This window comes from Streptomyces sp. NPDC025784, assembly GCF_055558435.1.
In genome coordinates this window covers 766978-785645 of the sequence record NZ_JBVHMN010000002.1, presented here as the reverse complement: position 1 = coordinate 785645, position 18668 = coordinate 766978, and the positions used below count along the sequence as shown (strand labels likewise).

The following is an 18668-nucleotide window of genomic DNA, read 5'->3' as shown; positions in this document are numbered from 1 at the left end:
GTCGGCCCTCGCCCCGGGGTGCAGGGGGAGGGCCGGCGGCGGTGGGGGGCCGGTTCAGGCGGCGGAGTGGGCCTGGAGTTCGGAGAACTGGGCCCGCCAGTACGCCAGCGGCGTGTGGGTGGCCGAGACGTCGCCGTGCACCAGGCGGCCGATCAGCACCTGATGGTCGCCCGCCAGATGACTGCTCGTCAGAATGCACTCGGCGAACGCCACGGTGTCGTCGAGCACCGGCGCCTCGGTGCGCTTGCCCGGCGTCCACCCGACGCCCTCGAACCGTTCGGGCACCGGCGACGCGAAGGTGCGGGCCGTCTCGGTCATGCCCGCGGACAGGAAGTTCACCGCGAACACCGAGCTGTCGTGGATCGCCTGGAGGGTCGCGCTGGGCTGTTTCACACAGACCAGGAGCAGCGGCGGCGAGGCCGACACGCTGCACACCGCGCTGCAGGTCAGACCGCGCGGTTCGCCGTCGGCGGTGAGGCTGGTGACGACGCTCACCCCGGTCGGCAGCGACCCCATCACCGAACGGAAGGTGTGCAGGTCCACCTGGTCCGGCAGGGGATCGGAAGTGCTGAGTCGTTCAGACATGGGCAGGTCCTCGTCTCTGAGGCCGAGGCGGGTCAGGGCCGCGGAGCTCATCGGGGTTCACCGGGTGGCGGTCGTCGGACGGTGCCGTTCGTCGGGCATCGGGGATCACCGGGCGTCGAGCGAGGTGATCTGCCTGAGCAGGGCCTGACGGTCCGTCTTGCCGTTGCCGGTCAGGGGAAGTTCGGGCAGCGAGTGCACTGCGTCGACCACCATGTAGAGCGGCAGCCGGTCGGCGCAGTCGCGCTTGATCTCCAGGAGGCCGGGTCCCTGCGGACCCTCCGGCACCACCACCGCGTGGATCTTCGCGTCCAGGCCCTCGCCCACCACGACGCACGCCGCGGAGGCGACCTTGGGGTTGGCGGCGACGACGGCCTCGATGTCGCCGAGCTCGATGCGGTGCCCGCGCACCTTGACCATGTGGTCGCGGCGGCCCACGTACTCCAGCATGCCGTCGGGCCCCATCCGGCCGATGTCGCCGGTGAAGTACGGGCCCTTCTGCGGCTCCTGGCCCCAGTAGCCGAGCATGACCGTGGGGCCGCTGACCACGATCTCGCCCTCGCGCTCGCGCGGCGGGTGGAGCCGGATGCGGTCGCCGCTGACGGCGGTGCCGATGGGCAGCGGACGGGTGCTGCCCAGGTCGCGGTCGGTGACCTCGTAGCTGGTGCAGACGTTCGTCTCGGTCGGCCCGTACCAGTTCAGCATCCGCACGTCCGGCCACGCCTTGCGCAGCTCGTGGACCTGCTGGACGGGGAACGGCTCCCCGGCGAAGACGCACACCCGCAGATCCTGCGGCGGCTCGCCGGTGAGCAGTTCGCCGCGCTGCATCATCAGGACGAGCGCGGACGGCACCGAGTACCAGACGGTGATCCGCTCGCGGCGCAGCAGCGCGCCGAGCTGGGCCGGGTCGTAGGCGAGGCCCTCGGGCACCAGGACCACGGACGCGCCGGCCAGGAAGGTGGCGTACAGGTCGAAGACCGACAGGTCGAAGTTGAACGGCGCGTGGTTGGAGAGCCGGTCGTCGGCGGTCACGCCGACCTCGCCGACGGCCCATTCGACGAACGAGAGGGCGTTGCGGTGGCTGATGCAGACGCCCTTGGGGTCGCCGGTGGAGCCCGAGGTGTAGAGGATGTAGGCGGGCTCGTCGGGCTCGTTCTCGTACGGCGGCGGTGCGTCCTCGGGCGGTGCCTCCGCGCGCACCTCGGCGAAGGAGGCGATCGGCAGGGCCTCGTCCCAGTCGGTGTCCGCCGCGCGGCGGATCCCGTCCGCGTCGGCCACCACCAGGGCCGGGGTGCAGCCCTCCGCGATCCGCCGGACCCGGGCGGCCGGGTTGTTGGCGCTGACCGGCGCGTAGATCGCGCCGATGCGCAGCGCGCCCTGCATGAGGGCGATGGCGTCGAGGGTCTTGTGGGTCCACAGCACGACGCGGTCGCCGGGGCGCACCCCGCGACGGTGCAGCGCCGCCGCGTACCGGTCGGCGAGGTCGTCCAGCTCGCGGTAGCTGAACACCCCCTGGGAGGAGCGCACGGCCGGGGCGTCCGGGGCGCGCCGGGCCGAGTCGATGACGAGCTGGTGGAGCCTCACAGTCCTATCTCCTTCACTATCAACTGACGCTGGATGTCCGAGGTTCCGGAGAAGATCGTGCTGGGCACGGCGTCGCGCAGGGCGGCCTCGATGCCGTCCTCGCGCAGATAGCCGCGGCCGCCGAAGATCCGGACCGCGTCGGCGGCGGAGGCCAGGACGCCCTCGGACACGGCCAGCTTCGACAGCGCGATGTGCAGCACGGACGGGTCATTGCGGTCCATCGACCAGCAGGCGCGGTACAGCAGCAGCCTGGCGCTCTCCAGGCGCACCTTCATGTCGGCGATCCGGTTGGACACCGACTGGAAGTCGCCGATCCTGCGGCCGAACTGGCGGCGTTCGCGGGCGTGCGTGACGCACTGGTCGAGGAGCCGGTCGAGCAGGCCGATGTACAGGGCGAAGAGGCAGGCGCGTTCCCAGCCCATGGAGTGCTGGAAGATCGCGGCGCCGGCGCCGGCGCCGCCGAGCACCTGCTCCTCGGGCACGAAGCAGTCCTCGAAGGTGACCGGTCCGGCGGGGCAGGAGTGCATGCCCATCTTCTCGTAGGGCTTGCCGACGACGACGCCGGGCGTGTCCCGGTCGACGACCAGACCCGTGACACCGAGGAAGCCGGCCTTGGGGTTGACCGTCGCGTACGTGACGAACACGTCGGCGGCCGGTCCGTTGGACACGAAACTCTTCGTGCCGTTGAGGACGAACCCGCCGTCGGTGGGGGTAGCGGTCATCGCGAGCCGCGAGGAGTCGGATCCGGCCTCCGGCTCCGTCATCGCGTTCGCCGCGATCAGCCGGCCGGCGGCCAGCTCGGGCAGCAGGCGGCGGCGTACGGCGTCGCTGCCGAACCGCTCGATCGGTACGGCGCAGGCGAAGGTGTGCGCCGCCGCACCGAACACCAGGCCGGTGTCCGCGCAGCCGCGGCCCACGGCCTCGACGACGCGAGCGGTGTCGAGCGCGCCGAGCCCCTGCCCGCCGAACTCCTCGGGCAGACAGGACCCGAGCATGCCGATCTCGCCGAGCCGGAGCCAGTCCTTGCGGGTGTAGAAGCCGTGGCCCGCGCCGGGCGGCGCGGGGAAGGCCGCCCGCGTCGCCTCCAGTACCTCGTCGTAGCGGGCCTGTTGGCCCTCGTTCCAGCCGAACTCCACATCTGCTCCTGGGGTACGGGGAAGGGGGCGCCCTCCCTCATCGGATGCTGGTCAGTTCTGCTCGGGGGAGTGGCGCAGGTTGCGCGGGCCCACGTAGCGCAGCCGTGGATGGATGCGTCCCTGGCGGGCGCGCTGCTCCTCGACGTGGGCGAGCCAGCCGGGGACCCGGGCCGCCGCGAACATCGGGACGAACAGGTCGGAGGGCATGCCCAGCAGGTGGTAGATCGCGGCCGCGTAGCAGTCGACGGTCAGATAGGGGCGGGGCCCCTTGGAGGGGTGGGCCGCGGCCCGTACGGCGTCCAGGACCCGCAGGAGGCGGTCGCTGCCGGGACCCGCGTTGAAGCGCCGGGCGGCGTCGCGCAGCGGCCTGACCCGGGGGTCCTCCTCGGCGGGCGCGACGGGCCGGGTCCGGGTGGCGGACGCCTGGTCGGCCCGCCCGCGCAGATACGCGGCGGCGGTGTCCGGGCTGCCGTCCTCGCGGGCCAGGTCGATCACCTGGTGGGCGGCGCCGCCGTGCAGCGGCCCGGTGAACGTGGCGAGCGCGACGGTGATGGTGGCGAAGGTGTCGGCGCCGGTGCCGGCCGCGACACGGGCCGCGAACGCCGAGGCGTTGCAGCCGTGTTCGGCCTGGAGGATCAGGCAGAGGTCGACCAGCCGTACCCGCTCGGGGTCGTGCGGCAGCCCGAGCATGTAGAGGATGTTCTCGGCGTGCGACAGCTCGGGCGCCGGTTTCGGCAGCCGCCGTCCGGCGCGGGCCGCCTGCTGGGTCGCGAAGATCGTCGGAATGCGGGCGACCAGGCGCTCGCGCAGGTCGATGTGGGCGGCCGGGTCGGCGTTCGCCTCCGCGGCGACGCCGAGCGCGGGGACCGCGGTGCGCAGCACCGACGAGGTGCTGGAGCTGGCGTTGAGCACCAGGTTCGTGGCGACCATGGGCGGCAGTTCACGGGCGGCGGCGAGCCGGGCCCGGAAGGCGCTCAGTTCCTCGGCGTCGGGCAGCCAGCCGCGGATCAGCAGGTGCACGACCTCCTCGAAGGTGACCCGGCCGATCAGTTCCTCGATCGGATAGCCCCGGTAGGCGAGCCTGCCGCGGACCGGGTCGACCTCGGAGATGCCCGTCTCGCCGACGACCACGTCGGAGATGTCGGTGAGTTCCTGGACGACGGCCGGCGGCACGGGGCCGGGCAGGGCGGGCGCGATGGCGGAGGCGTCCGGCGGGGCCTTGATGTACGAGAGTTCGGCGAGCCGTTCGTCGTAGAAGGCGCGCAACTGGCCCACCGAGTCGATGTGTTCGATGAGGTGGTCGTCGAGAGTGGTGCCCAGCTCGTGTTCCAGGTGGACCTGGAGTTCCACGGCGGTGAGGTCGTCCCAGCTGGCCACGGCGCGGAGCTGCATCTCGTCGCCGATGAACTCCGACGGCATGTCGAAGACGCGGGAAAGAGTGCTGATGACGGGGTGCACCTGGGCCATCTCCTTGTCTGTGCGTCGCCTCTCCTGCGGGTGCCGAGCGACGAAGGGGGGTGGTGTCGCGCGTCGCGGCCGTGCCGGCCGTCTGCTCGGGGGGCGGGCGGGCGCCGGTCCCCGGGCAGGGCCGCGCGCGGGCAGGGCGGAGCCCGCCGGGGAACCGGGCGCGCGGAGCCCGACCGGCGGGGCGGCCCGGTGGTCCGGGCCGCGCCCGGTCATCCGGCCAGGTCGGATGCCTGCTCGTCGGCCGGACCGGGGATCCGGACGAGCGGGGAGGCCTTGGCAGGGCTGGCGATGAGGTCCATCCGGGAACGGGGGAGGACGAAGGGGAGGAGGGGACCGGTCATGGCCGTGGTGATCAGCGCCATCAGGACCATCTCGGTGAACAGGGTCTGGTCGAGCACGCCCAGGCTGAGTCCGACGCCGAGGATGATCAGCTCGGTCAGGCCCCGGGTGTTCATCAGGACGCCGACGCCCGTCGACTCCCGCCAGGTGAGCCCGAAGGACTTGGCGGGGAGTCCGGCTCCGAACAGTTTGCCGAGGATGGCGGCGGCGAGGATGAGACCGAGCTCGCCCCAGGCGGTGAGCGACATGCCGGCGACGTCGACGGAGAGTCCGGTGACGATGAAGTAGACGGGCAGCATGAGTTCACCGGCGTGCTGGATGGGGCGGAGCATCTTCTCCTCCAGCAGCGCCGTGGGCCTGCGCGGCATCACCAGGCCGAAGGCGAAGGCGCCGAAGATGGGGTGGATGCCGATCTTCGACGTCGTGTACGCGGACAGCAGTACGCCCGCCGTGACCAGGGTCGCCAGATACAGGCCGGTGCCGCGACGGGACATCCAGGCGACGGCCCGCGCGAGCAGCGGGCGGACGACGGCGATCATCACGGCGCCGTAGCCGGCGGACATCCAGAGGGTGTCGGTGAATCCGGACGGGCCGGAGGCGGTGACGATGGCGACGACCCCGGCCAGCAGACACCAGGCGAGGACGTCGCCGAAGGCCGCGCTGGTCAACGCGAGCGCCCCGATCTTCGTGCGGCTGAGGTTGTTGTCCTTGAGGATGCGGGCGAGCACCGGGAACGCGGTGATCGACATGCTGACACCCAGATAGAGGGCGAACGAACTGAAGGGCACCTTCTCGCCGTTGACGTGCGAGTGGTTCCGGTAGATCAGCGCGGCGACTCCGAGGCCGAGCAGCATCGGGGCGAGGATGCTGCCCGCGGTCACCCCGGCGACGGAGCTCTTCCTGCGTCGCATCGTCGTCCAGTCGAGCTCCCAGCCCACGGTGAACATGAAGAGGAGCAGACCGATCTGGGCGACCATCGAGAGTAACGGCCGCACCTCGTCGGGAAACAGACGGTCCGTCGGGTTCCCCGGGAGCAGTCCCAGCAGGCTGGGCCCCAGCAGGATGCCCGCGGTGATCTCGCCGATCACCGCGGGCTGGCGTATGCGTCGTGCGGCATGCGCGAGTGCCGTACCCGCGATCAGGATGACGGCGATGCCGGCGATGGCGGTGGCTTGCAGTGCTTCGGCGGCGTGCGGATGCGTCACGGCAGGTCCTCCGGCATCGGAAATGGTCTCGTTTTGAACTTAATTCACTACCCGTTGAACTCAACTGCTGATGAGTTTTGCACGCGGCGCGGTGCACACACAAGGGGCGTCGACGGGATGTCCGTCTCGAAGTCAAGAGCCGTGCCGGGCAAAGGGATCGGGGCTTGCCCGGGTCTCCGCTTCATGCAAAACTCCCTACTTGTTGAGTTCACTAGTTGTTGAGTTCTTGTCGAGTGTGAACCGCGGAAGGTGGTGCCTGACCATGCGCGAACTGGTGGAGGTGATCGAGTCCCCGGACTCGGCGCCGGCCGATCTGGCGGCCCTGGGAGTCCCCGAGTCCTTCCGGGCGGCCGTCCTCCACAAGGAGGAGGCCGGCATGTTCGAGGGAGTGGAACTGCGCGACCGGCGCCCCGCCGACTCCATCCACATCCAGGACGTGCCGACCCCCGCCCCGGGACCGGGTGAGGTGCTGGTGGCCGTCATGGCCAGCGCCGTGAACTACAACACCGTCTGGAGCGCCCTGTTCTCGCCGGTCCCCACTTTCGCCTTCCTGGAGCGCTACGCGCGCCTCGGCGGTCTCGCCGCCCGGCACGACCAGCCGTACCACGTCATCGGCTCCGACCTCGCCGGAGTGGTCCTCCAGTGCGGCCCCGGAGTGCGGCGCTGGAGCACCGGCGACCGCGTCGTCGCGCACTGCGTGTCCGTCGAACTGGAGGACCCCGAGGGCCACGGCGACCCCATGCTCGACCCCGAGCAGCGCATCTGGGGCTTCGAGACCAACTACGGCGGACTCGCCGAACTCGCCCTCGTCAAGGCCACCCAGCTGCTCCCCAAGGCCGAACACCTCACCTGGGAGGAGGCCGCCTCGCCCGGCCTGGTCAACTCCACCGCCTACCGTCAGCTCGTCACCCCGAACGGCGCCGGCATGAAGCAGGGCGACAACGTCCTCATCTGGGGCGCCGTCGGCGGACTCGGCTCCTACGCCACCCAGCTCGCCCTGGCCGGCGGCGCCCACCCCATCTGCGTGGTCTCCTCCCCCGAAAAGGCCGCGCTCGCCCGGGACATGGGCGCCGAGCTGATCATCGACCGCAAGGAGGAGGGCTACCGCTTCTGGCGGGACCCGCACACCCAGGACCCGGCGGAGTGGAAGCGCTTCGGCAAGCGCATCCGCGAGCTGACCGGCGGCGAGGACGTCGACATCGTCTTCGAACACCCCGGCCGCGAGACCTTCGGCGCCTCGGTCTACGTCACCCGCAAGGGCGGCACCATCGTCACCTGCGCCTCCACCGCGGGCTACACCCACGAGTACGACAACCGCTACCTGTGGATGAGCCTCAAGCGGATCGTCGGCTCGCACTGCGCCAACTACCGCGAGGCCTGGGAGGCCAACCGGCTCGTCACCAAGGGCAGGATCCATCCCACGCTGTCCCGGACGTACGCGCTCGACGAGGTGGCCCGGGCCGTCCAGTCCATCCACCGCAACGAACACCACGGCAAGGTCGGAGTGCGCTGCCTCGCCCCCGCCGAGGGACTCGGCGTCACGGCCCCCGAATTCCGCGCACTCCACGAGAGTGCCATCAACCGCTTCCGCACCCCGCGGCCCGGGACCACGGCGCCCGTACTGACTGAGGTCGCGGCATGAGCGCCCGGCACGACACCCTCGGCGTCGTCGGCCTCGGCACCATCGGCGGCGCGATCGCCGCCCGGGCCGCTGCGGCCGGCCACCCCGTCCTCGTCCTCGACCCCGGAGCGCGCACGAAGGAGCGGCTGGCACGGCTCCTCGACGCGACCCCCGAGGCGCGCGGACGCATCCGTCTCGTCGACCGCTGGGACGAACTCGCCCCCGCCGCCACGGTGCTGGAGGCGGTGCCCGAGCGCCGCGACACCAAGGCCGAGGTGCTGCGCGCCCTCGACCGGGCCTGCCCGCCCGGGACCGTGCTGGCCAGCACCGCCGCGGCCCTCTCGCTCACCGACCTCGCGGCGGCCTCCGGACGTCCCGGACGACTCGTCGGCCTCCACCTCGCCCTGCCGACGGCCGGCCTCGCCGAGATCGGCCGCACGGTGATGACCGACGACAGCGCCCTCACCCGGGTCCGCGACCTCGTCGACGGCATCGGCCTGGGCCGGGTCACCGTGGGCGACCGGCCCGGCCTCATCTCCACCGCGCTCCTGTTCGGCTTCCTCAACCAGGCCGTCACGATGTACGACCAGCGGCTCGCCGGCCGCGACGACATCGACGCGGCGATGCGCCACGGCTGCGGACTGCCCCTCGGACCGCTCGAACTCCTCGACCTCATCGGCACGGACACCGCCTGCGACATCCTCGACGTCCTGTCCGCCCGCTCGGCCGAGCCGTCGCTCCAGCCCGCCCGCAGACTGCGGCACATGGCACTGGCGGGTCTGCTCGGCCGCAAGTCCGGACGTGGCTTCTACGACTACCGGCAGCCCGCCGACGCCGCGGACGCCGCCGCACCGCCCGCACCCGTCGATCCGCCCGCGGACCACGTCCTGCGCACCGTCGGCGTCGTCGGCACCGGCACCATGGCCACCGGCATCGCCGAGGTCTTCGCCAAGAGCGGGATCGCCACCGTGCTCGTCGGCCGCACCGACGCACGTGCCAGGACCGCCCGGGAAGCCATCGCCGCCTCGACGGCACGGGCCGTACGCCGCGGAAAGCTGACCGAGGCCGAGAGGGAGGCCGCCCTGGAGCGGCTGACCCCTGTCGGCGACCGGACTCGGCTGGCCGACTGCGACCTCGTCGTCGAGGCCGTTGCCGAGGACCTGGAGGTCAAGAAGCAGCTGTTCGCCGAGCTGGGCCGCCTCTGCCGGCCGGGCGCCCTGCTCGCCACCACCACCTCCAGCCTTCCCGTGATCGAGTGCGGTCTGGCCTCCGGACGCCCCGAGGACGTGATCGGGCTGCACTTCTTCAACCCCGCGCCCCTCATGCGGCTCGTCGAGGTGATCCCCTCGCTGGAGACGGCGCCCCGACACGTCGACGCGGCACGGGAGTTGTGCGGCCGGCTCGGCAAGCACCCGGTCCAGTGCATGGACCGGCCCGGCTTCATCGTCAACGCGCTGCTGTTCCCCTACCTCAACGGCGCGGTGCGACTGACGGAAAGTCACTACGCGACCGCCGACGAGATAGACGAGGTGATGAAACGGGGCTGCGGCTATCCGCTCGGCCCCTTCGAACTGCTCGACATCATCGGCCTGGACATCTCGCTGAGCATCCAGCGGGTCCTGCACGACGCCGACCGGCACCCCCGGACCGTTCCCGCACCCCTGCTGGGTCACCTGGTGGCCGCCGGCCGCGCGGGCCGCAAGTCCGGCGCCGGATTCCGGGTCTACGGCTGACGACCCGCCCCGAGGAGGACGTACATGACGAGTCAGGACTCCGACCGCAGCGCCGCCGACGCCCTCGGATGGGCGATGCTGGCCGAACTGACCGGCTGCGCCGACGTGGCCTGGGCCCTCGGCGGCCCCGCGCCCGGCGAACCCGCGGCCACCGCCGACACCGCGACACAGGACGGAGCGGAACGGTGACCGCCGTCGGCACCGGGGAAGGCACCGGTACGCCGGGTCCGGGCCCGGCGACCGGGGACGCGACACCGGGCACGACGGTCCTGGGTGCGACGGGGCAGGGCACGACGCCTCCGGGTACGAGGACGCAGGACACGGCGACACAGGACACGACGCCCGCGGGCACGACAAGCCCGGGTGCGGCCACCGTCCGCGCGGCGGCCGTGGCCGCCCGCGCCGCCGCCACCCGGATGGCCACCACCACGGGAGCGCAGCGGAACGCCGCGCTCACCGCCGTCGCCCGCGGGCTGACCTCACGGGCCCCGTGGATCCTCGCCGCGAACCGGCAGGACGTGCGGGAGGCCGACGACGCAGGGCGCTCCGCGACCGTGCTGGACCGCCTCACGGTCACCGAGCCGCAGCTCGCCGGCCTCGCGCGGACGGCGGACGCACTGGCGGCCGAGCCCGACCCGGTCGGCGGCACCGCGAGCGGCTCCGTCATGCCCAACGGCCTGGAGGTACGGCGCGTACGGGTACCCCTCGGAGTCGTCGGCATGATCTACGAGGGGCGCCCGAACGTGACCGTCGACGCCGCGCTGCTCTGCCTCAAGAGCGGCAACGCGGTCCTCCTGCGCGGGTCTTCCACGGCCCGGCACACCAACGCGGCCCTGGTGCACGCCATGCGGGAGGCCCTCGCCGACACCGCCGTGCCCGCCGACGCCGTCCAGCTCGTGCCCGGCACGACCCACGACAGCGTCCGCGAACTCATGTCCCTGCGCGGCCTGGTGGACGTCCTCGTCCCGCGCGGCGGCCACGACCTCATCCAGGCCACCGTGCGCGACGCCGCGGTTCCGGTCATCGAGACGGGCGTGGGCAACTGCCATGTGTACGTGGACGAACACGGCGACCCGGACAAGGCCCTGGCGATCCTGCTCGACGCCAAGACACAGCGGCCCTCCGTCTGCAACGCCGCCGAGTCGCTGCTCGTCCACGAGAAGGTCGCGCCGTCCTTCCTGCCCCGGGCCCTGTCCGCACTAGCGGCCCACGGGGTGACCGTGCACGGCGACGAACGAGTACGGTCCTTCCACCCGTCGGTGGTGGCCGCCACCGAGGAGGACTGGGGGCGCGAATACCTCTCCCTGGACCTCGCCGCCGCCGTCGTCGGTTCCCTCGACGCGGCCGTCCGCCACATCCGGCGCCACGGCAGCGGTCACACCGAGGCGATCGTCACCGACTCGCACAGTGCCGCGCGCCGCTTCGTCGCGGCCCTGGACACGGCGGTCGTCGCGGTCAACGCCTCCACCCGCTTCGCCGACGGCGGCGAGATCGGGCTGGGTACCGAACTCGGCATCTCCACGCAGAAGTTGCACGCGCGCGGTCCGATGGGACTGACCGCGCTGACCACCACCAAGTACGTCCTCGTGGGCGACGGGCACATCCGGGGCGGAGCCGCCGCCCCGCTGCCCTAGATCGGGAGGTCCGGTCATGTACGTACGCATCATCACCGCGACGGAACCCGCGGGACGGCTGCTCTACGAGGAGCAGCCGCGCGGGGAACGGCACGTGCTGCCGGCGCCACGGCCGAGGCTGGTGCTCGCCGGGGTCGACGACGACCCGGCCGAGTTCCACATCGTGCGCGGCATCGACTAGGCCCTGCGCGGCGTGCCGTGTCCGCGCCCGCCTCCGGGCCGGGAGGCGGGCGCGGGCACCTGTGTGTCCGGCCGGAGAGGGCGGCGGTCACCCCGGGGGGGCGACCACCGCCCTCTCCGCCGTGCACCGGCCCCGGTCCTTCAATGGGGTTGTAGAGCAAGTGACTTGGACTTGAGCCGCCGGTCCGCACAGAAGTGCCGAGAAGGCATTTCCGCACCGCCAGCCGGGCGTACGGCCGGGGCGCGCGCGGGCGGCTCACTGTGCACGGCGGGGTACGGCCAGGGCCGGCGTGCGCGACCGCGGTGCGGGATCCGGACAGGCATACGTGTGCGGGGTGGCTCAGCGACCGGTGCGGTTGGGTGTGGTCGCCGCGGGAGCTTTCGGCTGCTGTGCGGATGCGGACACTCATACGTGTGCGGTGTCGTTCAGCCGCCGGTGCGGTCCGGTGCGGTGTCCGCGCGTGTCTGGGCGGCGGTTGCGCCGACGGAGACACGTATGCGCGAGCGTGCGGAGCTGGTCCGGTGCGGTGCCCGCGCGTGTCTGGTCGGCGGTTGCGCCGACGGAGACACGTATGCGCGAGCGTGCGGGGCCGCTCAGTCGCCGGCGCGGTCCGGTGTGGTGCCCGCGCGGGCGTACTCCGCCGCCGTCCGGATACGGACACGCACGCGCGCCGGCGCGGGCGGAGGTGTCCCGCCGCCGGACGGTGCGGGCCGCAGCAGGGGCACCAGGTCGTCCTGATGGACGACCTCACGCGTGGAACGGCCCTGGAGCCGGGGCAGTTCGCGGGCGTCCAGGCCGGCCAGTCCGCGGGCCACCACCCGCCCGTTCTCGTCGAGCAGCTCGACCGGATCGCCGGCCACGAAGTCCCCGTCGGCGTGCGTCACGCCGTCGGCGAGCAGCGGCCCGCGGCGCTGGAGGACGGACCGGGCCGCGGACGGGGTGAGCCGCACCGTGCCGCGCGGGCTGCTCGCGTGCTCCAGCCAGAGCAGATGGTCGGCGGACCGCTCCCCGGTGCGGTGGAAGAACGTGCCGGTCTCGCGTCCGGCGAGCGCGTCCGCCGCGTGCCGGGCCGCGGTGAGGACGACGGGGATCCCCGCGTCGGTGGCGATGCGGGCCGCCTCCACCTTGGTCACCATGCCTCCGGTGCCGACGCCCGAGCTGCCCGCGCTGCCGATCTCCACGCCCACGAGGTCCTGGCTGCCGCGGATCTCCCGCAGGCGCCGTGACCCGGGCCTGCGGGGGTCGCCGTCGTACAGGCCGTCGACGTCGGAGAGGAGGACCAGCAGGTCGGCGCGGACGAGATGGGCGACGAGCGCGGCCAGCCGGTCGTTGTCGCCGAACTTGATCTCCGCGGTGGCCACTGTGTCGTTCTCGTTGACGACCGGAACGGCACCCATGGCGAGCACCTGGGCCAGCGCGCGGTACGCGTTGCGGTAGTGCGCGCGGCGGCTGATGTCGTCGGCGGTCAGCAGGACCTGGCCGACGCGCAGCCCGTGGCGGGCGAAGGAGGCGGTGTAGCGGGCGACCAGCAGCCCCTGGCCGACACAGGCCGCCGCCTGCTGCCTGGCCAGGTCCCGGGGCCGCTCGGTGAGGCCGAGCGGGGCGAGCCCCGCGGCGATCGCGCCCGAGGACACGAGGACGACCTCGGTGTCGGCCGTCCGCGACCGCGCGAGGACGTCCACCAGGGCGTCGACGCGGTCGGAGTCGAGGCCTCCGGAGGCGGTGGTGAGCGAGGAGGAGCCCACTTTGACGACGATGCGACGTGCCGTCAGAACATCGGCGCGCAGGGCTGGTTCGCCTGAGCCGACGGAGTGCGCGGGGCGGTTCACCGGGCGCCCGCGGCGGACAGGGTGAGGTCTCCCGGCAGTCTCCGGGACATCTCGCGCAGCAGTGCGTGCACGGTCTCCACGACGAGCACGGGCCGTTCGTACGGCAGGTCGTGCCCCTGCCCCGGCACGGTCTGCAGCACCGCTCCCGGTATGTCCGCGGCCAGCCGTCGCGCCTGGGCGGGCGGGGTGACACAGTCCAGGGCGCCGACCAGGATGCGTACGGGCACCCGGGCCAGCGGGCCGAGCCGGCCCGCGCAGTCGTGGGTGGTCAGGGCGGCGTAGAACTCCGCGATGGCCATCGCGGGGATGTCCCGGAAGGCGCGGGCTCCCTCGCGGACCGTCTCGGTGTGCGGCCCGGCTCCCAGCACCGCTCGCCACAGGGGCGCGGAACTGGGGTGCGACAGCGGCCCGGTGAGCAGCCGGTGCACGGTCCTGGCCGAGCGCGGTGAACGCATCAGCCCGTCCGCCAGCCGCTGCCGGGCCCGGGTGAGCCGGCGCACGGCCGCCCCGGGCCGGTCGGCCGGGACGGTGAGGCCCTCGGCCACCTCGTTCAGGCAGGTGGAGACCAGGCCCACCGCGGTCACCCGCGCCCCGAACAGGGCGGGTTGCCGGGCGGCCAGTTGCTGGATGGCCATGCCTCCCATGGAGTGGCCGAGGAGTACTACGCCGGAGTCGTCCCGGACGGCCTCCTCGATCACACGGCCGAGGTCCCGGCCGAGGAGCGCCATGTCGAGCGCGGCGCCACCGCGGGTCGAGCGGCCGTGGCCGCGCTGGTCGTAGCTGAGCGCGCGTACCGCCGGGAAACCCTGGCGGGGCCGGGTCAGTGCGTCGATGTGCGGCCGCCAGTCCCGGGCGGACGTCGTCCAGCCGTGGCACAGCAGGACGGTGACGGGTGCGTGGGGATCGCCGTGCGCGTAGACGGCGATCTCGGCGCCGTCGTCGGTGGTGACCGGGCCCGCCGGGTGGCGGGGTCCGGTGACGGCGAGGGCGGTCATGACGGCCCGCCATGGCCGGCGGCGAGCGCCCCGGTCCTGCGTGTACGCGGCCCCCGGGCGGCGGGGTCCGAGGCGCGCTCCTCGGGAACCCGGACGTACAAGGACGCCGACTCGGCGGTGTGCCAGGCCTGTTGGACCTGGCCGAAGGTCAGTCCCAGCGCGCCGGCGATCCGCCGGGGGCTCCAGCCGCGCCGCCGCAGGAACCACACGTACGCCGGCCGCTGTCGTGGGTGCGTCTCGATGCGCCGGCCGCCGTTCGCGAGGAACGCCGCCAGTTCGGAGCTGATCGTGCCGAGGGTGGCGGCGACGCGGAGCAGTTCGCGGCGTTCGCGGACGTTGAGTCCGCCCCAGATGCCGGTGCTCTCGCCGTTGCGGAGCGCCTCGTCCAGGCACTGCCGGGCCACGGGGCAGGCGGCGCACCATTGTTTGGCGATGCTCTCCCGGTCCTCGTCCGTGCCGCCGGCAGGCGGGAAGAAGGTCTCCGGGTCGGTGTCACGGCAGGCCGCGCGCTCCACCCATGGGTCGATGTCCGCGCGGTGGTGCGCCGGTGCGTGCATGGCGGTCAGCCCTTCCTCGTTGTGGGCGGGGACGGTGGGCACGGAACCGAGAGTAAACTCAACATGCAATGATTTCAATGGTTGTTGATATCTGTCCTGAAGTCATGTGCTCCGAAGGGGTGGAAGAGGGGGAAAGTTGAAGGTGGGACGGTCTTCCTGTGGATTCCACGCTTGTTGAAATAGGGGCTTGCTGGCATCAACTCGGCTGGCGTACGGTCACGTTGGCTTCACCCGCCGGGCCCACCGCACGGGGCCTCGGGAAGCGCCGACGGACGTGCTCCGGGCTGTGCCCGGACGCCCCCACCGTCCTCTGCGCGCTCGCGGGGAGCGCCGCGAACCAATGTTCTTGAACGTCCTGCGCCATCGAGCTCGACGTATTCCATCCGCGCTGTACGGCGCTCCCAACGGGGGGAGCACGGTCGACACCTGGGGGGTGTTTCGCGTGCGCAGACTTCCATGGCGAGAGCTGTCGAACGCACCGGTGGCCGGCACCACGCTCGGATGATCCGGGCCGTGGCCGCCCCGTCCTGAGCGGGCTCGTTCTCAGTTCGCACCTGTCCGAGAGCTCTTGGAGGTCCCATGTCCGTCGTCACCGCGCCCGTCGTCACGCTGCCGCGCCATCAAGTGACCACCGACGAACTGCTCGACCGCATCACGGAGCTGTACGAGGGTCATCCCGGTCTCGCCGTCGCCCGGCGGGTCATCCGGTCCACCACGGTCCGCGCGCGCTGGTACACCCGGCCGCTCGAGGAGCAGTTCGACGACACCCTGCCGCTCGCGGAGCGTACGCGCAGGCATCTGGAGGACAGCCTGGACCTGGCGGAGAAGGCGGCCCGCGGAGCCCTCGTCGAGGCGGGTCTGACCGCCGCCGACATCGACGGCCTGGTCGTCCTCAGCGCCACCGGTCACACCATGCCGGGGCTCGACGTGTTCCTGATGGAGCGGCTCGACCTGCCCCCCTCGGTGCGGCGCATACCCGTCACCCAAGTCGGCTGCGGCGGTGGGGTGTTCGCGCTGCTCCGGGCCATGGACATGGTGGCGGCCCACCCCGGCGCCACGGTCCTGGTGGTCTGCGCCGACGTGTTCAGCCACTATCTGCACCGCGGGGACACCGGCCTCGACGGCATGATCCTCAAGGGGTTGTTCGGCGACGCGGCCGGCGCTTGCGTCGTGCGTCCCGAGGCCCAGGGCCCCCGCATGGAGCTCACCCACTCCTGGGAGTACCTCCACCCCGACAGCCGCGACCTGGTCGGCAGTCGTACGGAGGGCGACGGGCTGCATGCCTACAACTCCCCGAAGCTGCGGAACGTGATCGAGGGCACGATGCCGCGCATCCTCGAATGGCTGGAGCGTGTCGCGCCGCCCGGCACGGACCCGGTGCCGCGTTTCGTGGTCTCGCACACCGGTGGCCCCCGCATCCTGGACGCGATCGTCGGCGGCCTCGGCTGCGACCCCGCGATGGTGGACCTGGCCCGCGACTCGCTGCGGGAATTGGGCAACGTGGGCTCGGTCTCGGTCCTCGACGTCCTGGAACGGACCTTCGTCAAGTCGCCTGCCGAGGGCGATCACGGGCTCGTCCTCGCGGCCGGCCCCGGTGTCTCCCTGTTCGCGGCCCGGGCCGTCTGGCGCCCCTGGCAGTGACCCCCGGCCGGCGCCTGGCGCAATGGCCGCCTGCCACATGCCTGACACATGGTCACATCGGCGTGTGCGTCGGACCGTCGAGCGCGGGCGGACACCGCAGCGGCCTTCGCCCCGACCCCCGTCCCACGCTCCCGCGACCGCGCCGACCCGGTGCGCACGGCGCGGCGATCGCACCGGCTGCAGGTCCTCGGCCCTCGACCGCACCCGCACGGTTCGGTGACCGCAGCGGCCACACCCGCGCGCGTCCGTGACCGCATCGACCGCACCCCCACGGCGCGCGCGACCGTGCCGGCCGTCCGTACACGCCTGCACCCGCACCGGTACCCGTGCCCGAATCCGCACCCGCGGCAGGCGCCGGTACCGGCGCCTGCCGCGGGTGCGGCGCCGTGCGTGACGCGCGGCCCCCGTACCGCCGTACCGCACGACCACCGCCCCCGGGCGCGCCGTCCCGTACGTCCTTCCGGCCCGGCTGCGACCGGCGGCCCCGCAGGGTCTGCCGGTCGCAGCCGGGCCGGAAGGGCGTCCGACGTGACAGCCGGGCCCGGAGCCCGGCTCCGGGCCGCGCGCGTCAGTCCTGCGCCGGAGCCGTACGCGGCTCCAGTTCGCTGGACAGGCGCTGTTCCAGGGCCGGTACGACCCAGGCGAGGAACTCCTCGAAGTCCATCGAGGCCAGCGGGTGGATCTTGAGGACGTAACGCATGAGAGCCAGGCCGACGAGGTGGCCCGAGGCCAGGGCGGCGCGGGTCTCCGCGTCCGGCCGGTCCTTGTAGCCCGAACTCGCCGCCCAGCTCTTGGTGCTCGCCTCGACACGGGCGCGCAGCGTCTCCGAGGTGGCGCTGTCGGCGAGGCCGGCCCGGTAGATGGCGGTCATGCCGTGCCGGGTCTCCTCGTTCTCCCAGAAGGTGAGGTACGCGCGGGCGAGCCAGGAGGCCTCGGAGGTGCCCGTCTCCTCCACGGAGGGGGGCATCTCGTCGAAGACGGAGGAGACGCTGAGCGGCGAGTTCACCGCGGCGTCGAACACGCCTTCCTTGTTGTCGAAGAAGTGGTGCACCAGTGCCGGGTCGACCTGGGCGTCCTCCGCGATGGCGCGGATGGTGGTCCTCGCGTAGCCGCGGTCGGCGAAGAGCTGGAGCGCCGACTCCAGGATCTGTTCTCTCGTGCCGCTGTCACCGGGCCGGCGCCCGCTGCGCGCACGCACCGGGCGTGGCTTCTTCGCTGCGGGAGAGGCGGCCCGCCGAGGCGAGCCGGGCTTGCGGGCGGGGGTGGGCGAACCGTCTGTGCGCCTGGATGTCATGGGATCACTGCACTTCGGGGGGTCCGTGAGCGAATAATTCACTGAGTAGTGAAAACTATCCTAGCAGGCGGTCCCCCGGGATTCCATCCACGGGAAGCGCTCGGCAAGTACATGGTCATGTCCGGGCGTTGGCGTGCGCGACGACTGCGGTCCGGGTGCTGTTCACCGACGCGGCCGGGGTGTGGTCACCGCGTGGTGTCGCTCCCGAGCAGAGTCTGCCGCAGTCCCGGTGCGATCGCCTCGACGACCGTCTCCAGGTCCGCCGCGGCGACGGAGTCCACCCTCATGAGGTGTCGCACGAAGGCTACTCCGCCGAGCTGCGCCCCGAAGAGCGCGGTGCGCAGCTCGGCCTCGGCGCCGGGCAGCTCATGGTCGACCTGGCTGTTCAGGGCCCTGCTGACCCGGTCGCGCAATATCAGGGAAGCTTCCTGGTCGGAGAGTGCGACCCGGTAGAGCTCGACCATCGGGGAGTCCTCCTCGCCGGGCTCCCACAGCGACAGATAGGTGCGGGCGAGGCGGACGGGCAGGTCCTCGTCGACGCCTTCGGTCACCGCGGGGCGAAGGATTCCGGCCACCTTGACGGTCCGTTCGACGAGGGCGCCGAAGACCGCGGCCTTGTCGGGCAGGAGTTCGCGCGCGCGGTCCTCGTCGAGGCCGGCCGTGGCGGCCAGTTCCGCGAAGGCGGTCTGCCGGTATCCGAGCCGGGTGAAGAGCGTGCGGCCCGCGGAGATCAGGGCCTGGGTCGCCTCGGCGCGGGCCTCGGACGTGGTCACTGTGTCGGTGGCGGTCATCGCGGCAACTCCCGTTGGTGTGGGGCGTCTCGGTCGGCGGGGCGGGCGGTGCGCGCCGATTAATTCATGCTTCAGTGAA

15 protein-coding genes and 1 pseudogene are annotated in these 18668 nt (G+C 72.5%); 6 read left to right on the top strand and 10 right to left on the bottom strand.

Annotated features, from left to right (window positions below):
* Positions 1-54: 54 nt before the first annotated feature.
* From ACZ4IF_RS09455 to ACZ4IF_RS09435, 5 genes are all read right to left on the bottom strand, one after another.
* Complete coding sequence (locus ACZ4IF_RS09455; RefSeq protein WP_467561057.1) at positions 55-585, bottom strand: flavin reductase family protein; 531 nt, start codon at positions 583-585, stop codon at positions 55-57.
* 105 nt (positions 586-690) lie between these two features.
* Positions 691-2166: an amino acid adenylation domain-containing protein gene (locus tag ACZ4IF_RS09450; protein ID WP_467561055.1), complete on the bottom strand. Its 1476-nt coding sequence runs from the start codon at positions 2164-2166 to the stop codon at positions 691-693.
* A complete protein-coding gene (locus tag ACZ4IF_RS09445; protein WP_467561053.1) occupies positions 2163-3302 on the bottom strand; it encodes an acyl-CoA dehydrogenase family protein in 1140 nt (379 codons plus the stop codon). Before ACZ4IF_RS09445 ends, ACZ4IF_RS09450 begins: the two co-directional genes overlap by 4 nt.
* A 51-nt stretch (positions 3303-3353) precedes the next feature.
* A complete protein-coding gene (locus ACZ4IF_RS09440) occupies positions 3354-4769 on the bottom strand; it encodes a citrate/2-methylcitrate synthase (RefSeq protein ID WP_179332633.1) in 1416 nt (471 codons plus the stop codon).
* A gap of 209 nt (positions 4770-4978) precedes the next feature.
* Positions 4979-6313, bottom strand: a complete 1335-nt coding sequence (locus tag ACZ4IF_RS09435; protein WP_467561051.1) for a cation:proton antiporter — start codon at positions 6311-6313, stop codon at positions 4979-4981.
* Positions 6314-6575: 262 nt separating this feature from the next.
* Between ACZ4IF_RS09435 and ccrA the strand changes: the two genes are divergently transcribed.
* Genes ccrA through ACZ4IF_RS09410 form a run of 5 tightly spaced genes read left to right on the top strand, consistent with a single transcriptional unit; the run spans position 6576 to position 11482 of the window.
* Positions 6576-7955 carry a crotonyl-CoA carboxylase/reductase gene (ccrA, locus tag ACZ4IF_RS09430; RefSeq protein WP_467561049.1) on the top strand — a complete coding sequence of 460 codons (1380 nt, stop codon included), beginning with the start codon at positions 6576-6578 and terminating at the stop codon, positions 7953-7955.
* A complete protein-coding gene (locus ACZ4IF_RS09425; protein WP_467561047.1) occupies positions 7952-9667 on the top strand; it encodes a 3-hydroxyacyl-CoA dehydrogenase family protein in 1716 nt (571 codons plus the stop codon). Before ccrA ends, ACZ4IF_RS09425 begins: the two co-directional genes overlap by 4 nt.
* Positions 9668-9691: 24 nt before the next feature.
* On the top strand, positions 9692-9856 hold the full coding sequence (locus ACZ4IF_RS09420) for a hypothetical protein (protein ID WP_467561045.1): 165 nt from the start codon (positions 9692-9694) through the stop codon (positions 9854-9856).
* Positions 9853-11301 carry a glutamate-5-semialdehyde dehydrogenase gene (locus tag ACZ4IF_RS09415; protein WP_467561043.1) on the top strand — a complete coding sequence of 483 codons (1449 nt, stop codon included), beginning with the start codon at positions 9853-9855 and terminating at the stop codon, positions 11299-11301. Before ACZ4IF_RS09420 ends, ACZ4IF_RS09415 begins: the two co-directional genes overlap by 4 nt.
* 16 nt (positions 11302-11317) lie before the next feature.
* Positions 11318-11482: a hypothetical protein gene (locus tag ACZ4IF_RS09410; RefSeq protein ID WP_179332635.1), complete on the top strand. Its 165-nt coding sequence runs from the start codon at positions 11318-11320 to the stop codon at positions 11480-11482.
* A 593-nt stretch (positions 11483-12075) separates the two neighbouring features.
* On the opposite strand, the gene proB is transcribed toward ACZ4IF_RS09410, so the two are convergent.
* The 3 genes and pseudogenes from proB to ACZ4IF_RS09395 form a co-directional block, all read right to left on the bottom strand.
* A complete protein-coding gene (proB, locus tag ACZ4IF_RS09405) occupies positions 12076-13269 on the bottom strand; it encodes a glutamate 5-kinase (protein WP_467561146.1) in 1194 nt (397 codons plus the stop codon).
* Positions 13270-13307: 38 nt separating this feature from the next.
* Positions 13308-14306, bottom strand: a complete 999-nt coding sequence (locus ACZ4IF_RS09400) for an alpha/beta fold hydrolase (protein ID WP_467561040.1) — start codon at positions 14304-14306, stop codon at positions 13308-13310.
* A gap of 302 nt (positions 14307-14608) precedes the next feature.
* Positions 14609-14863 (bottom strand): annotated as a pseudogene (locus tag ACZ4IF_RS09395) (WhiB family transcriptional regulator); the annotation flags it as partial.
* A gap of 579 nt (positions 14864-15442) precedes the next feature.
* Here ACZ4IF_RS09395 and ACZ4IF_RS09390 point away from each other — a divergent pair.
* Positions 15443-16504 carry a type III polyketide synthase gene (locus tag ACZ4IF_RS09390; RefSeq protein ID WP_467561038.1) on the top strand — a complete coding sequence of 354 codons (1062 nt, stop codon included), beginning with the start codon at positions 15443-15445 and terminating at the stop codon, positions 16502-16504.
* Between the two features lie 568 nt (positions 16505-17072).
* Here the strand turns inward: ACZ4IF_RS09390 and ACZ4IF_RS09385 are convergent.
* The gene (locus ACZ4IF_RS09385; RefSeq protein ID WP_028801927.1) at positions 17073-17702 is read right to left on the bottom strand and encodes a TetR/AcrR family transcriptional regulator; all 630 of its coding nucleotides are present in this window, start codon (positions 17700-17702) and stop codon (positions 17073-17075) included.
* A 281-nt stretch (positions 17703-17983) separates the two neighbouring features.
* Positions 17984-18589, bottom strand: a complete 606-nt coding sequence (locus ACZ4IF_RS09380; protein ID WP_467561036.1) for a TetR/AcrR family transcriptional regulator — start codon at positions 18587-18589, stop codon at positions 17984-17986.
* Between the last annotated feature and the right edge of the window lie 79 nt (positions 18590-18668).